Source organism: Alicyclobacillus sp. SO9, from assembly GCF_016406125.1.
Taxonomy (GTDB): domain Bacteria; phylum Bacillota; class Bacilli; order Alicyclobacillales; family Alicyclobacillaceae; genus SO9.
The window spans coordinates 299769-315987 of sequence record NZ_CP066339.1; the positions used below are offsets into that span (position 1 = coordinate 299769).

13 protein-coding genes are annotated in these 16219 nt (G+C 52.5%); 11 read left to right on the forward strand and 2 right to left on the reverse strand.

What is annotated here, in order from left to right:
- Positions 1 to 28: 28 nt before the first annotated feature.
- Together GI364_RS01255 and GI364_RS01260 are read left to right on the forward strand one after the other, a co-directional pair.
- The gene (locus tag GI364_RS01255; RefSeq protein WP_198851935.1) at positions 29 to 1264 is read left to right on the forward strand and encodes an anhydro-N-acetylmuramic acid kinase; all 1236 of its coding nucleotides are present in this window, start codon (positions 29 to 31) and stop codon (positions 1262 to 1264) included.
- Positions 1243 to 2301 carry an N-acetylglucosamine kinase gene (locus GI364_RS01260; protein WP_198851936.1) on the forward strand — a complete coding sequence of 353 codons (1059 nt, stop codon included), beginning with the start codon at positions 1243 to 1245 and terminating at the stop codon, positions 2299 to 2301. The genes GI364_RS01255 and GI364_RS01260 overlap by 22 nt, the downstream gene beginning before the upstream one ends.
- A gap of 19 nt (positions 2302 to 2320) precedes the next feature.
- On the opposite strand, the gene GI364_RS01265 is transcribed toward GI364_RS01260, so the two are convergent.
- Positions 2321 to 3892 carry an SH3 domain-containing protein gene (locus tag GI364_RS01265; protein ID WP_198851937.1) on the reverse strand — a complete coding sequence of 524 codons (1572 nt, stop codon included), beginning with the start codon at positions 3890 to 3892 and terminating at the stop codon, positions 2321 to 2323.
- A complete protein-coding gene (locus GI364_RS01270) occupies positions 3889 to 5010 on the reverse strand; it encodes a dipeptide epimerase (protein WP_198851938.1) in 1122 nt (373 codons plus the stop codon). Before GI364_RS01270 ends, GI364_RS01265 begins: the two co-directional genes overlap by 4 nt.
- Before the next feature lie 177 nt (positions 5011 to 5187).
- Here GI364_RS01270 and GI364_RS01275 point away from each other — a divergent pair, with 177 nt between their 5' ends.
- The 9 genes from GI364_RS01275 (at position 5188) to GI364_RS01315 (ending at position 16208) form a co-directional block, all read left to right on the forward strand.
- Positions 5188 to 6258, forward strand: a complete 1071-nt coding sequence (locus GI364_RS01275; RefSeq protein WP_198851939.1) for a serine hydrolase domain-containing protein — start codon at positions 5188 to 5190, stop codon at positions 6256 to 6258.
- Between the two features lie 50 nt (positions 6259 to 6308).
- Positions 6309 to 7955: a CocE/NonD family hydrolase gene (locus tag GI364_RS01280; protein WP_198851940.1), complete on the forward strand. Its 1647-nt coding sequence runs from the start codon at positions 6309 to 6311 to the stop codon at positions 7953 to 7955.
- Between the two features lie 177 nt (positions 7956 to 8132).
- Positions 8133 to 9965 carry an ABC transporter substrate-binding protein gene (locus GI364_RS01285; RefSeq protein ID WP_198851941.1) on the forward strand — a complete coding sequence of 611 codons (1833 nt, stop codon included), beginning with the start codon at positions 8133 to 8135 and terminating at the stop codon, positions 9963 to 9965.
- Between the two features lie 160 nt (positions 9966 to 10125).
- Complete coding sequence (locus GI364_RS01290; RefSeq protein WP_198851942.1) at positions 10126 to 11118, forward strand: ABC transporter permease; 993 nt, start codon at positions 10126 to 10128, stop codon at positions 11116 to 11118.
- Between the two features lie 5 nt (positions 11119 to 11123).
- Entirely contained in the window at positions 11124 to 12041 is a 918-nt protein-coding gene (locus GI364_RS01295) for an ABC transporter permease (RefSeq protein ID WP_198851943.1), read from the forward strand.
- A 4-nt stretch (positions 12042 to 12045) separates the two neighbouring features.
- Positions 12046 to 13050, forward strand: a complete 1005-nt coding sequence (locus GI364_RS01300) for an ABC transporter ATP-binding protein (protein WP_198851944.1) — start codon at positions 12046 to 12048, stop codon at positions 13048 to 13050.
- Positions 13043 to 14029 carry an oligopeptide/dipeptide ABC transporter ATP-binding protein gene (locus GI364_RS01305; protein WP_198851945.1) on the forward strand — a complete coding sequence of 329 codons (987 nt, stop codon included), beginning with the start codon at positions 13043 to 13045 and terminating at the stop codon, positions 14027 to 14029. The genes GI364_RS01300 and GI364_RS01305 overlap by 8 nt, the downstream gene beginning before the upstream one ends.
- A 91-nt stretch (positions 14030 to 14120) precedes the next feature.
- Positions 14121 to 15047 carry an N-acetylmuramic acid 6-phosphate etherase gene (gene murQ / locus GI364_RS01310; RefSeq protein WP_233095967.1) on the forward strand — a complete coding sequence of 309 codons (927 nt, stop codon included), beginning with the start codon at positions 14121 to 14123 and terminating at the stop codon, positions 15045 to 15047.
- Positions 15048 to 15062: 15 nt separating this feature from the next.
- Positions 15063 to 16208 (forward strand): GNAT family N-acetyltransferase, encoded by a 1146-nt coding sequence (locus tag GI364_RS01315; protein ID WP_198851946.1) that lies wholly within the window; start codon positions 15063 to 15065, stop codon positions 16206 to 16208.
- The last annotated feature ends 11 nt before the right edge of the window (positions 16209 to 16219 follow it).

Genomic DNA, 16219 nt, shown 5'->3' on the forward strand with positions numbered 1-16219 from the left:
CGGCAAATGCATTGTGGGGGTGAGGAACTTGAACTGGCAGCGTCTACACTTGCGCAGTGGGTTGGTCGTGGGCATGATGTCGGGTACGTCAGGTGACGGTGTGGACGTCGCTCTCGTACGGTTTACGGAGGACGGGCATTCACCTGACAACGGTTGCGGCGGAAACAACGGGAGGCAAGTCATCTTTCCTCAAATGGAACTTATCTCAAGTCTGTATGTTCCCTATTCCAACGCGCAGCGAAGACAAGTATTTGAACTGTTTAAACCAACCGTCTCTGCCCGTTATGTGGCTGAAATGGATGTGGAAATTGGGAAGTGGTTCGGTGCTGCTGCAGCAAAATTGCTGGCAGAAGCAGGCGTGAAGTTCGAGGATATCGTCGCGATTGGATCCCATGGACAGACAGTCTACCATGCGCCGGACCGAGGTATTACCGTTCAGATTGGAAATCCAGCGGTCATCGCGGCAGTTACAGGCTGTTCAGTGGTCTCCGACTTCCGTCGTGCTGATGTGGCTGTTGGCGGTCAGGGAGCACCCTTGGTTCCTTACTTCGACTACGCCTATTTCTCATCTCGTGACAAGACAAGGGTGGTTCTGAATATCGGAGGTATCTCGAATATCACCGTGTTGCCGCAGGGGGCGGGTATTGGCCAAGTGGCAGCTTTCGATACAGGGCCGGGCAACATGCTGCTTGACGCACTTGCGCAGACACTGTCAGACGGGGAACTGGCGTTTGATTGCGATGGACAACTTGCAGCGCAGGGAACGCCAGCGGCTGAAGTGATTGACGGCTGGATTGCACGGGACAAATATGTGCACCGAACAGGACCAAAATCAACTGGAAGAGAGCAGTATGGAACGGAGTTTTTGTCGAACTATCAGCGAGACATGACAGGTATGGGCGCTGCCGATCAGATGGCGACTCTGACCCAGTTTGTTGCGCGGACCGTGGCAATCGGGATTCATCAGGCGGTCAAGGATAGGTTCGAGTTGATTGTTAGCGGCGGCGGGAGGCAGAATCAAATGCTCATGAAGTGGATACAAGAATTTGCACAGCCGGAAAGACTCGTACGGCCCGAAGAACAAGGCATACCCTCCGATATGAAGGAAGCAATGGCGTTTGCACTGTTCGCGTGGCAGTTTGTGAAGGGACGTGCGACGAATGTCCCAAGCGCGACGGGAGCTGGTTATCCGGTTGTATTAGGCCAGTGGACACCCAGTCCGGCTGCACAGGAGGGGTATATTTGGAACTCTACATCGGTGTAGACGGCGGGGGAACGAAGACGGAGGTGACACTGTACAATCCCGATGGGCAAACCGCGGTTGTTATAACGGGCAGGGCAAGCAACCCAAACACAGTGGGTATCGATAACGCCGTATCGGTAGTGATGTCTCTCGTCTGCAGGGCACTTGCGGAGATAGAACGAGTTCCAGCAGGGGGGAATCGCACTGAGGCGGCAGAATGTAAAGGAGAGCACCAGCCTCATCCGGTATCTCTGGATGCTCACTTGACCGAGCGCGTTCGCGGTCTATCACTGTGTATGTCTGGCGTCGATCGCCTGGACCAGATGGCCTCACTTTCGTCCCGTTTCCAAGCGGAGTTCCCGTATGCAAAGGTGGAGGTTGTGAATGATGCGCTCGCTGCATTAACGGCCGGTACACGAGGGACATCAGGTGTGGTCGTCATTGCGGGGACAGGGAGTATCGCTGCTGGGGAGAGTTGGCGCGGGAGAACTGCGAGAGCGGGTGGGTATGGCAACCTGATTGGCGATGAGGGCAGCGGATTTGATATCGGCAGGCGCGGTATCATGGCTGCCATTCAGTACGCTGAACACCGTGGACCGTCGACGCAACTGTGGGATGTGGCACAGGAAGTTTTTCGAGTTCGAGAACCCCAGGAAATCATTCCTAGGATATATGACTCTGTTCACTCCATCGGAGCCGTAGCGTCTTTCGCCAGACACGTGTTAGAGGCGGTTTCTCAGGACGCGGTGGCACTTGAGATTGTGAAGGAAAGTGCCAGGGCATTCGTTGGCATGACAGTGTCGGTGCGTGAACAGTTAGCTGAGGAAGTTTCGAACCGCATTGTGCTTGCCGGCGGGCTCTTCACGCACACAGCCGTCTTGCGGGACGCTTTCGACAGTTCTCTTCGCAGGGTCTGGCCGGGTGTCGTGTGCGAACCATTAACAGAGCGCCCATCATCAGGAGCCGTGCTGCGAGCCTTGCGAGCGGTCCATCAGGAGAAGATGGCCATTTCGAAGTGGCAGCAGGTGATGGCGGGCGCGAGACGTGTGGGAAGATGAAGCCTGCTTCAGGGTGCCGCTACATCAGTAGACGGCCGACTCCAGTCAACTCCTCAATATAGGCGCGGCGGCGGCTGGTCAAGATGTCGAGTGTCGATACCATGATTTCATTTACGGGAATGCTCTGGACACCTGTGTCATTCAGACCGCCGTCTCCGCCACTCGTTACCTCTGCGGCTGTCTCTGACATGGAAGCATCTGTGGTACGGTCATCTGACGCTCGAGCCAGCGCTGCATCCTCGCTGTTCACGTAGCCTGCAAAGTCGTGGATCATATAGTGGTGCCCGTTCAAGTAACCTAGGTACATCATGGTGTGACCGGGCATATAGAGCGGGTCGCCCGGTGCAAGCTCCTTCAGTAATTCTGTGCGCTCAGCAAACTCGGCTTCAGCTGGAACCTCGAGGAAATTTGGCAGTGCTTCCTCCTGTTGCCCGGCATCGCGCGGAAGTTGAAGCCCAACGGTTCGGTAACTGTCCATGATGAAACTTGCGCAGTCGTGACACCCGAAACGGTCGCCCCAGCCATAGCGTTCGCTCAACAGCCGAAATGCAGACTCGACAACAGAAAATCGTGTGTACGGCCTAAAACCAAAATGAACCGGGCTGAACGCAGATAGAAAAGCTTCGTGAATGTCCAGGCGTCCATCGTCGTTCCGTACAGGCAGATACACTCGGAGATTTCCCGTGGGACTCTGGTTTCCAATGGGACTCTGGTTTCCAACGGGACGCTGATTTCTGGCGGGTGTCCCAACAGGTTGTCCCTCTGCGGCAGTCTGCTCACCGCTGACCCTGGTTGCATGCTCGCTTTCGGCGAGCGGGATATATGCGGCAAACTCAAGGTTTACCTGCGAGACGGTTTTGTCATACGGGTTTGCCTGGGTGTATACGTTATTTGCCAAGGGGATGATGAACGGCCGGCCAGTTTGTGTGAAGCGGGCCCATTCCCGGAACTGTTCGTCCGTTGCAATGGCAATGTCCCGTGCATGCACCCAGCCGGTGTAAGTGGTCGAGACAATGTAATACCAGTCATTGTCGCTGGTACCAAGCAGAATGAGAACCGGTTCGAAGGTATGGAGGGCCGTGTCCTGAAAGCGATCGAACTCTTTATCGGCGGATCCTTTGAAACCAGGCTCCTGCGTTGGGTATCTGCGGACATCGGCCCGCCGTACAGAAAAGCCTGGATGAACCTTTGGGGTGTTGAGAGGCTGTTGTTCATCCTCAGTTCTGTCGGCCGCCGTCGTGTGCAAAACAGGCACTGCCGCTGCGATGGATTCGGAAACTTCCTGCCAGAATGCTTCTGGCAGCAGGCCGCCGTCTGCCCCATACAACACAGGCCGCGGCGAAGGCGGAACCGGTGGTACGGGCACGCTGTCATCCCATCCCAGCCCTGCTTTCGCGGACTCCCACAGTTCAACGAGGTCGAACATAGACTGTGCGTGCTTTTGGATGTAGCTTTGATAAGTTTGTTGTAAAGAAGCATCGACTTTGTCATTGGCTCGGTGGGTCCATCCCGTTTCCTGAAACCAAAACTGAGCAGACAACATCGATTCGGTGACGTTGGGTAAGGTACTGGTCAGCAAAGTCCTGTTCATAGTGATTGCTCCTTGTCTTTTAGGTTGGGTTGGGAGATTTCCGGATGTCCGTGTGTAAATGTAATGCCGAGGCCAGTTCGCGGACCGAACTGAAGCTGACCTTCTTCGTACAAAGGACCGTCAGTTGCAAGCGGATTGCTAAGAAAATAGGCAGCATCGAGGTCCTTGTAATGACTGCCAAATGCATCTGCGAGTGTTGCGGCGGCAGTCACAGAGGCGGGGCCCTCCATCATGGAACCGACCATCCACTGCAGCCCTGCGTCTTGGATGGTCTTCACCATCTGGATGGCGGGGTACAGTCCGCCGGTCTTCATCAGTTTTAGGTTGATGATGTGAGCGGCTTCCAAGAAGAGGATGTGGTCCAAATCGTAAGCGTCGAAAACGCTCTCATCCGCGGCAATTGGAAGCGGACTTCGCTTGGTGACCTCACGCAGTCCGAGGAGGTCTCTGCGATAGACAGGCTGTTCCACAAACTCTACCTGAAATGCAGCGAGCTGTTCAATGAAGTGATGGCTCTCTTCGACGGTCCAGGCTTGGTTGGCATCGACACGCAGCGGCATGTCGGGCCCAAGGGCTTCGCGAATACGTTGCACCCGAAGAGCATCCTGACCGTCGTGTCCGCCGAGTTTAATTTTGAGGAAGCGGAAGCCTTTTTGAGCGAGATTGAGTGCTTGAAGTTCCATCGCATCTGGAGTGTTGAGGCTGACGGTAGCATCGGTCGCCATTGGCCGGAGCTGGCTCCCGTTCAGATACTGGGCCAGCGATGTTCCGCGTTTCCTTGCGTAAATATCGTGCAGGGCTATGTCAACAGCAGCCTTCGCTGCCGGGTTGCCAACGACAGACTTTTGAACCGTTTCAAGGGTTGGAATTTCATCATAGAGACTAGCTGATTCGACCGCGGGAAGGAGGAACTCTCGCAGGGCGCACAGAATGGACTCCGTTGTTTCACCTGTGATTTTAGGGGTTGGAGCAGCCGAACCGATGCCAATCAGACCGTCATCTGTCTCGAGGGTAACTCGGATGTCTACTACGGAGTAAGCAGATCGTAATGAGGTGTGAAACGGGCTGCTGAGCGGAAGTTCAACGATGTCTACCGCACTTCGAGTAATTCGTGCCAAGGGCTAGTCCCCCTCTTGGAATTTGTACAAGTATTTTGTCTTTTTGACCAACTCTCATGAAAAATGTTTTATACTAATGCTATGTTTCTTAAAAAAACATACCACAAGAATTCGTCGTGTGAAACCTTATGCACTGACAATGCGGGCGTTCACACCACGCAGAAAGGTAGGCTGGACATGCAACTCATCCCTGTAAAACTAAAGCGCATTGACACGTTTCTGCAGTCTGAGGTCGATGAGGGTCGACTTCCGGGTGCAGTATACGCCGCAGGTATTGGCAACAACGTGGTCCATGAACACGCCGTCGGATACGCCGAGAATCGGAACGGCATCCAGCGTCCAATGAACATGGACACGATGTTCGATCTCGCTTCTCTGACGAAGGTCACGGCCACACTGCCAAGCATCTTGAAACTGGTTGATGAAGGAGCCTTTCGGTTAACCGATGCTGTCGGATTGTTCCTCCCTGAGTTTGCGCAGGGAGATAAGGCTGCTATTACGATTCGCCACCTGCTGACGCACTCTTCCGGCCTTATTTCACACCGGAACTACTATGAGATTGTTTCCTCTCGGGAAGAACTGCTTCGTCTCGTGCGAAATGAATCCCCTGATGTCAAAGCGGGCACCCGCGTTGTCTACAGTGACCTCGGGTTCATTTTGCTTGCTGAAATCATACACACTGTCACCGGCCAGCGCATTGACGAATATGCGAGGGAGAATGTATTTCACCCACTCGGCATGAACGAAACTTCATACTGCCCGGACGAGACGCTGCGCGGTCGAATTGCTGCGACGGAAGAGTTTTCAAATCTCGGTGTCAAAGTGGGGGTTGTCCATGATGAGAACACCTACACCATGGGAGGAGTGTCCGGGCATGCCGGGTTGTTTGCGCCGCTGATGGATGTTGTCAGGTACGTGCAGGCATGGCTGTCCCCGGACAATCCAGTGTTGTCCCAAGGCATTCGCAAATCTGCCGTTCGTTCCTACACGGAGGACCTGAATGGACATCGGGGACTGGGCTGGACTTGCCGGTGGGACGGCTACGACCACACAGGGGACAGTTGGCCGCAGACGACAGTCGGACACACAGGGTTTACGGGCACCAGCATCGCAATCGATCCCGTGTCCAAACTGTGGTTCGTTCTATTGACCAACGATGTTCACTACGGACGCGAAAACAAGACGATTGTGCGGCTTCGGGGCAGGGTCCACAACATGCTCTCTGCAGCAGTGATGGATGAAGGCTAGGCGTCACGAAATCAAACTGAGACTGAGACAAAGTGAAAGGTGTTGATTGAATGTATCGCATAAAAAAACGCTGGGGCGTCCGTATTCCGCTGCGAGACGGTGTAAAGGTCGTTGCCGACCTCTTTCTGCCAATCACAGAAGGGACGGTTCCTGCGATAGTCGTCAGAACTCCGTATGGACGCAGCAGTAACGGGAACATCGAGCAGGCAGAATGGTTTGCAGAGCGCGGCTACGCAGTCATGGTCGTGGATGTGCGGGGACGGGGAGACAGCGAGGGGACCTTTATTCCTTATCGCAATGAAGGTGTAGACGGCTACGACACCATCGAATGGGCAGCTGCTCAGCCCTGGTGTGATGGTCATGTAGGGACACTCGGTGGCAGCTACCTCGGTAAAATTCAGTGGTTGACGGCCTTGACACACCCGCCTCATCTGAAGGCGATGATTCCAATTGTCTCTCCGTCCGATCCGTTTGTAGAATGGCCCACAGGTTCACCAGACCCGATGCATGTATGCTGGCAATTTCTCACTTCGGACAGAGCTCTACAGAATATCAATCAGGTGGATTGGGAAGAAGTCTACACGCATCTGCCGCTGATGACGATGGATGAGGCTGCAGGCAGAGAGATGCCGCTGTGGAAGGAACTGTTTGAGCACTGTCAACTGGACAGTTGGTGGGACGTTGTGAGGTATCAGAATCGCTTTGACGAGATTGACCTGCCTGTCTTACATATTTCAGGCTGGTACGATGACGAGCAGATTGGAACACCCCTCAATTTCGCCGGGATGACAACCAAGGCGCCAAGTGAGTTCGCAAGGGGTGCACAGCGCTTGATTATGGGACCCTGGGGGCACAACGTAAATGCATCGACTCGCGTTGGAGACTTGGATTTTGGACAGGCATCGGTCATTGACCTCCGCGGGCGACAACTGCGCTTTTTTGACCACTGGTTACAAGGCAAAGACAACGGTTTGGAGTCTGAAAAGCCGGTCGAAATATTCATCATGGGCAAAAATCAGTGGCGCCAAGAGTCTGAATGGCCGCTGCAACGTACGGCCTATACACCCATTTATCTGCACAGCAACGGGAAAGCCAACAGCCGATTTGGGGACGGTACACTGACGAACGAGAAGCCTCAAAACGAGACGGCGGACAGGTACACCTACGACCCGGAGAATGCAGTTCCATTTCTAACTGAGCCTACTTCGTCGCAGATTGGCGGTCCGGATGATTACAGTGCGGTGCATCGGAGAGATGACGTACTGGTCTACACCAGTGCCCCCCTGGATGAGGAACTGGAAGTTACGGGTCCGGTCAAAGCTCAGTTGTATGCCTCGACTTCTGCACCGGACACAGATTTCATGGTGCAGTTGCACGACCTCTGGCCCAACGGGTATGCTCAGCGACTTTGTGACGGCATGGTACGGGTTCGGTTTCGCAAGGGGATGGCTAACCCGGAATTCGTAGAACCAGAGAAAATAGAGTGCTATGAAATTGATTGCTGGAATACGGCACATGTGTTTCTTCCAGGGCATCGCATTGTCGTACACGTGACTTCCAGTGCGTTCCCGAAATACGACCGTAATCCAAATACAGACAAGGAGCTCGGACGGACAATGCAAATGGAGAAGGCGGCACAGCGTATTTATCACGATGCCGAACATCCGTCCGCTGTCATCTTACCGATAATCAAATGATTTTTTATTTCAATATCATTGAAATAATTATGAAATTGTGTATCATATGATCAAATACACCTATGAACCTCGTTGAAATCTCCTGAAGGACAAGACTTCTATTGAAAACCCTTACAGAAGTTCGCGAGGTGTCTTCACAGTTTGTTTAGTCGGAATTTTCACAAGGGGGAATGTGAAATGAAGAAGGCGATATTTTTCGCTATGGCGACAACTATGGGACTAGGGCTGCTTGTCAGTGGGTGCAGCGGAAATACTGGATCGACGAACAAGGCGTCCAGTAACAAGAACGGTAAGACTGCGGCATTTACCACAATCGACGAGTATCACCCGATTACGGTTGGTGCACCGATGAATCCGTTTAACACAAAGGGCAACACGTTTCTTGGCTACGATGTCTACCAATTAGGCTGGTCGAAACACTCTGCAACAAATGTCAATGCTTTTTACAAGGGGCTCGCCTCAAACTGGTCTGAAAACTCTGCAGGAAATAAGGTGACCATTACAATTCAGCCCGGCGCCAAGTGGTCTGACGGAACGCCAGTAACGCCACAGGACATCATCACCTCGATGGCCGTCGCGTTTACACAGGGGAATGCGCAAGCCTTCTATCTTGGTTCTGTCAAAAAGGTTGGGAGTAACCAAGTCGAGTTCGATCAACTGCCAGGCTCACATTACAACCTGTTTCTTGAACATGTTCTGAGTCAGCCTATCGTGCCCAACGAAGTCTACGGACCACAACTGCCTAACAACATCTGGACACTCATTAAAGAGGCCAATTATCAGGGGAATAACGCGGCGCAGAAGGCAACTTCGAAAAAGGCCGGTGCCAAGCTAACAGCCCTTGGCAAGACGATTGCTAAATTTGCTCCGAAAAAGGACATTTCTGCCGGACCATTTGTTATCAAAAGTCTGAATCCTGGCGAAGCAGTGCTCAATAAGAACCCCGACTTCTATAACGCCAAGAAGGTACACATAAACCAAGTCGTGTTTCGCAACTATACAGGAAATCAGCAGATTTGGAACTATCTAATTGCAGGACAACTCGATGTTGCACCGTTTACTGCAATGTCCCAGAGCACCATGAAGAAGATTCTTGCTACCAAGGGGAACAAGAAAGTCATCTATCCATCCTATGTATCGGCTTCGCTGGCATTTAATGAAAGCACCTACCCGTACAATATGTTACAAGTACGTAAGGCACTGGCCTATTTGATTAACCGTCCGGCTGTGCAGAAAGTCGCCGAACCGGCCGTTGGTAAGGTTGACACCTATACTGACGGAATGGTTGATGCAGCCACAAAGAGTTGGCTGACTTCGAGTCAGATGAGCCAGTTGAACAAGTACGACTATAACACGGCGAAAGCGGCACAACTCTTGAAGTCCGCCGGATTTACGAAAAAGGGCAACCAGTGGTATATGCCAAACGGGAAGGCATGGAAAGCCACAATCGAGACAGTGAATGGGTTTAATGACTGGATTGAAGCCGGGAAGGTAATTTCCAATGAAATGTCATCTTTCGGTATTCCTACGAATCCAAAGATGAGCAGCAGCTATGCACAATATCTGAAAAATCTAGCTGCAGGAAAGTTTGCCATAGGGTTCTGGCTAGATGCTCTTGGACCCGCTGCATACAACACCTACGTCCGAATATATGGCACGCCCGACGGTTATAACGTCGTTGGCGGCAAGCTTACGCGGTACGCGGCAAAAGACAAGTCCAAAGGGAACTGGATTAACCTCCCCTCTACTGTGAAGTTGCCGGATGGCACAAGTGTCAATCCCGGAAAATTAACCTATTCACTAAACAGTCTGAGTCAAGCGAATCAGAAAGCAGTTGTGCAGAAACTAGCCCTCGCCACCAACGAAAACGTTCCATTGATTGAGCTGTGGGACTACATTGGCGTCGAGTTCACAAACAATTCACGCTTTACTGACTACCCGACACAACCTAGCATGTTGGCGAATCCAGCAGGTGTATGGATTGGTTCCGGCTACGTTCAACCTAAGTAGAACAGTAAGTAGAACAGCTTGCACTAGACTTGTTTGACTTGTTTGGTTCGAGAATGAGACGCCGCCCAAATACTTCTGTTGCGGTGTCTCATTCGCGCATTGCCTTCCGGAACATGCCTGTTGTGCTTACTCCGGTACATTACAACGTGGAGGGGTAGAAATGAAACGTGTTCTGATTCGGTTGGGGAAGAAGGTGATAGCGGGCATCATCATGGTGTTTATAGTAGCTTCGCTGACATTTTTTCTTGTCCGTATGATGCCCGGAGACCCTGTGCAGGCGCAATATGACAAACTCATCATGAACGGAATGACCCCTGACCAAGCGATGTCAGCCGTTCGGGTCATGTACGGATTTATACCCCATCAGCCGCTTTGGGAACAGTACGGTCATTACGTCGTTCAGATTCTTCACTTTAACCTTGGCAAGTCGATTTCTTATGAAGGAGTGTCTGTCAGACATATCATTTTGGCCGCAGCACCTTGGACGATTGTTCTGGTTCTCACGGGGACCTTTGCCAGTTTTATCATTGGTATTCTCGGCGGGGTCATTGCAGCGGTTAGGCGGTCGTCATCGGGCGGGGCCGCACTGACTGTGTCAGGCTCAGTACTGCACGCCGTTCCAAAGTTTGTCATGGCCTTATTGCTGGCTTATGTTTTCACAACCGTGTGGGCGATCTTTCCGTTTGGAGCCCCATACAACGCAGAGTATTCGCCTGGTCTCAATTGGCCGTTTGTGACTTCCGTCATCGATCACGCTGTCCTTCCCGTCGCGACGTATGCCCTTGGTGGCTACGGCGGCTGGTTACTGACGATGAAGTCAAGTGTGGTCACAACCCTGGGCGATGACTTCATCCTTGCCTCGGAGGTCCGAGGTATCAAGCCTTCCATTCGGACAAGATATATTGCGCATAATGCCATTCTTCCCTTATTCACTACGTTGGCACTGACCCTCGGGTTTATGTTCGGCGGCTCGCTGTTTATTGAGCAAATATTCGACTACCCTGGGCTTGGTAATCTCATGGTGAATTCGATTAATGTTCGAGATTACCCACTTATGAGTGGGACGTTCCTATTGATTACAATCGCGGTCATTATCTCCAACATCGTGGCGGATCTTCTGTATTCCGTCGTTGACCCGCGGATTCGGAGGTGACTTATATGCAGACAACCACACTACCAAAGGCTCCAGCCGGACCAAAGAAAAAGCGCCCGACAGGTCGCATTTCCTTTTGGAAAAATGCCTGGCGTTCAATTACCAGAACACCTGGTCGTATGATTGGCTTTCTGCTTATTGTTATGTTTGTCTTGATGGCCGTTTTAGGGCCGGTGATTTATCCTCATAATCTGCCGATGAATCCCAATGCGATTTACGCCCCTCCAAGCTGGCAACACCCGCTTGGCACGGATTTCGAGGGAACGGACAATCTGGCATTAGTCGTACAGGGGTCTCGTTACGTGTTATCAGCTGCTGCCTTTGGTGCTCTCTTTATGGTCGTCATTGGCACTTCGCTGGGATTGGCTTCAGGATACTTCCTCGGGAAAACAGGTGCCGTCATTATGCGGATTACCGACTTGTTTCTCACGGTTCCAACATTTCCGTTGCTGGTCGTACTCTCCACGTTATGGGACTTTGGGAGTCCCCTTGCCATGGGACTTGTACTTGGTGTAACAGGTTGGGCCGGGCTGGCGAGGGCCGTTCGTTCTCAAACACTATCACTTCGCGAACGCGGTTTTATTGAGTCTGCACGAAGTCTGGGACTGTCTTGGCCGCACATTCTATTTATTGAGATTCTTCCTAATATCGGTTCCTACATCGCCATGAACCTGTTGATTGGGATTACAGGAAGCATCGAGGCGGAGGTTGGCTTATTCTTCCTTGGCGTCGTTCCTTTCCAAGTGAACAACTGGGGCGTGATGTTGAACTTGGCCGTATTTTCCGGCGGCGCCATGTCCAGTATGGCGGCGCTTCCGTATCTGCTGTCGCCGTTGATTGCGTTGCTCTTATTAGTGCTTGGCATCGTTTTATTCCTCGATGCTGTCGATGAAATGTTCAATCCGCGGTTAAAGGAGGCATAGGTCTGTGAGTGTTCAAGCAGAAACCATCTCAACATCGGAGATTGCCATCTCCATCAGAGGCCTAAACGTTGTTTACTCCACAGGCGCGGGTGAGATCCCGGCTGTGAACAACGTAGACCTCGATATTCAGGAAGGCAAAATTACGGGGATTATTGGTGAGTCTGGGTCAGGTAAATCAACCCTGATGATGGCCGTCATGAATGCAGTAACCACACCCGGCAAAATTACGTCTGGAGCGGTCATGGTCAACGGTATCGGAAATATGTTGGAAATCGACAAGACACGTCAGCGCAAGGCTCGTGGAAAAGACCTTGGATTTGTATTTCAAGCCGCGCAAAACTCCTTGAACCCCCTGACGAAGATTGGGAACCAAGTGCTCGATATGGGCCGTTCACATGACATCAAGGATTTGCGTGGCTTACTGCGTCACGCCAAAGACCTATTGACTCGACTCGGCCTGGATGCTGACCGGGTCCTGTCTTCGTACCAGCATGAACTTTCCGGCGGTATGAGGCAGCGCGTGAATATCATGTTTGCTCTGGTACTGGATGCGCGGATTGTCATCCTCGATGAGGCAACGACTGCGCTCGATATGTTATCTCAGGCCTCCGTGCTGGAGATTGTTCGTAAACTGCACGAGGAACGCGGACTCACGACGATTCTTATCACACATGACATGGGTGTGGTGGCTGACTTAGCCAATCGCGTTGCCGTCATGTATGCGGGCCAAATTGCGGAAGAGGGGGAGACTGAGCCGTTGTTGAGAAACCCTCAACACCCCTACACGAAAGGACTCATCGGAGCGATTCCAAGAATTACAGGAGACTTAAGTCTAGCCGTGCCTTTGCGGGGTGCGCCGCCGGACGTCAATACCTATCTGAAAGCAGGCTGCCTGTTTGCGGACCGCTGTCCCCTTGTTGTGGATGCCTGCAGAACCGAGCGTCCCATCACTCGAACACTGAGGTCAGGGCGCAATGTCGCATGTCATCGGGTGAATGACGATGATTGAAATTAAAGACTTGCAGAAAACGTACGTTGCCCGCGGTCAAGTTGATACTGTCGTTCATGCTCTTCGCGGTGTCAGCTTTGAGATTCCGGAAGGCGGAGCCATCTCTTTTATCGGTGAATCCGGCTGTGGCAAGACCACGGTGGGGCGCATTCTGGCAGGGCTTGAAGAGCCGACAAGCGGGTCGATTGTTTGGAACGGGAAGAACGTCTACGAGCTGAAACGGAAGGAACGCAAAGAAGTTTTTCGTAAGATTCAGCTGATTCACCAAGACCCTTATCAGGCTCTGAATCCTGCGCGGTCGATTGAACAGACCTTGGCTGCTCCGCTGCGGGTCATGGCGAAAAAGAACCGTCGTGACAGTGATTGGATGAAAAGTCGTATGAGGGAACTGCTTGAGCTGGTGGGGCTGGACCCCGAGACAGTCATGTACAAATATCCACACATGCTGTCGGGAGGTCAACGACAGCGCGTAGTGATAGCTCGAGCATTAACGGTGGAACCGGAAATGCTTGTGGCAGACGAAGCGGTTTCGATGATTGATGTGTCTCTTCGGCTGGGTATTTTGAAACTCCTTCGGGACCTGCGCGAGACGCTCGGCATTTCACTGTTGTTTATTACGCATGACGTGGCTGCTGCGCGTTATGTTGGAACAGACGGACAAATCTATGTCATCTATAAGGGTCTGGTTGCTGAACATGCAATGACAGACGATATCATCATGAAACCTGTTCATCCATATACACAGGCACTGTTGAGTGCCGTACCGGTTTTGAAGGGTATTGAAGAGCCTGGTCCAGACCGCTTTATTCCGATGAAAGACATGGAGCAATCGGAGTCAAAGGGTTGCCTGTTTGCCCCGAGGTGTCCATTCGCTCAACCCCTGTGCCGCGATAACCGGCCAGAGTTAACGGGTAGCAGTCACGACCACGCGTGCCACTTTCCGCAGGAACGGCATGTGGTTGCCGTGGCTACAAAGTAACGCTGCCGTTGCTATACCCGCCTAGGCCGTCTATCACCGGGGTGCTCGATGTGAGCAACGACTAACAAGAACTTTTGGGGGAGTGATTGGTGTGCAATCCATATGGCAGTTACAAACTGAGCAATCCGATCCGAAATACGCTGACTTGGACATCAGTACCACCCGTGAACTGTTGCAGATGATGAACCAAGCTGATCAAACAGTGCCTTTGGCGGTGGCCCAGCGACTGCCCGAAATTGAACAAGCAGTCGACCTCATTGTTGGGCGCTTGAAGCGCGGAGGGCGCTTACTCTATATCGGCGCAGGCACAAGCGGACGTTTAGGTGTATTGGATGCAGCGGAATGCCCGCCTACATTCAGCACATCGCCTGATGAGGTGATTGGTCTTATTGCCGGCGGTAAGAGTGCTATGTTTGAAGCTGTCGAAGAAGCGGAGGACAGGCGCAGTTCTGCTCGCCAAGACCTTGCTGACCTCCAGCTTACAGCTGACGATGCGGTCGTCGGAATCACTGCAAGCGGAAGAACACCCTACGTCATGGGCGGACTTCAGTACGCGCAGGAGCTTGGCTGCAGTACTATCGCTATTAGTTGTAATACGCGAGCAGAAGTGAGCCAGTACTCAGATGTAGCCATTGAAGTAGCGACTGGACCAGAGGTTCTGAGTGGATCAACCCGGTTGAAAGCAGGGACTGCACAGAAGCTTGTTCTAAACATGCTCAGTACTGCCAGCATGTTCCGGATGGGCAAGGTCTATCACAATTTAATGATAGATATGAAAGTCACGAATGAGAAGCTTATGGAACGGTCCAGAAGAATCGTGATGGTGACTGCAGATGTGGATTACGAGACCGCCGAACGAGTGCTCGAGGCTGCCAACGGGCACGTGAAGTCAGCCATTCTCATGGCGAGGACGGGAGTCGACAAGCCGACTGCGGATGCCCGGTTAGCGGCAGCAAACGGGTTTCTCCGGATTGCGCTTGGCGAGGACCACACAGCATACAAGACACCGAAATCCTGAAGGAGGTCGTGTCACATGGCGGAGACTCAAGATTTTCAGGTTCAGCGGGCAACGCCGGCAGATGTGGAGAGGCTCGGTCAGATGCTGGACACGGTGTATCGCCCATGGCTCACACCGGGTGAAGGCATGCCAAAGGAGTTTCCTCACCTGTTTTGTGCAGAGAATGCCCATCACCTCTACTACGTAGAGGAGGATGGCAACCCTGTCAGCATGATTGCAACCCTGCCGCAAAAGGTCGTGATGCAGGGCATCGCAGTTGATGTGGTTTCCATCGGGTCGGTGGTTACAATCCCCCAATACCAGGGGAGACAGATATCTTCCGCGATTCTGGACAGAGTCGTCACAGATTGGGCAGCGGCCGGGATTCCGCTCATGTTGGTTTCGGGAGATCGGGGTCTGTATCGCCGCATCCATTGCACATCTGTTGGAAGCAGGTTGGAAGTCATATGGAATGGTACAGGAGGAGAGCAACACCGTCTCCACGGACAGTCCGCCGCAACCGATGTCATCAATAAAGGGCAGAGGATTGTGGAAATACAAGCAACAAGCCGGGCTGACTGGGCGCCGCGGTTGGCACCCCTCTACCGGGCCGAAGCTTATCGCTACCGTCGTACAGACGCCCAAATGGCCACCCTCATGAATGCACTCTGGTTCGCTCGGGACGGGTACAGCCAGCGCTTGTTTGTCATCCTCCAGGGAGAAACAGTCAGCGCATATGTGATTGCCTATCAGGCGTTGAAGAGTCCAGAGACAGTAGAAGTCATGGAGTGGGCCGGCAGTCGCGTCGCAGTCATCGACGCGTTCAATGAGATTTTGTCCGCTTTTGATGCCAATCACATCAGGTTTTATGTACACCAGTCTGACCGGACGATGCAGTCGCTGGTGGAGGCCCGCGGATTGGATTATCACCGTATTCCGCTTCAAGGTACCATTCGGATACTCGATATACCCGCAGTGTTTCGCGTACTTGCACCTATCTTCGCTGAACGCTTTGGAAGTGAGGCAGTCGTCCAACAGGATGGATCATTATGGAAAGTGCAAGTTGGTGAGCATCTGTTTGCCACTGAAAGCCTCGGGGAACTCACATCCTTCGTTTTCGATTCGGGGAAAGGGAAGCTTGGCATTGAATTCGTCCACACAGATGATTTGAACTACATATAGGCCATGGACAG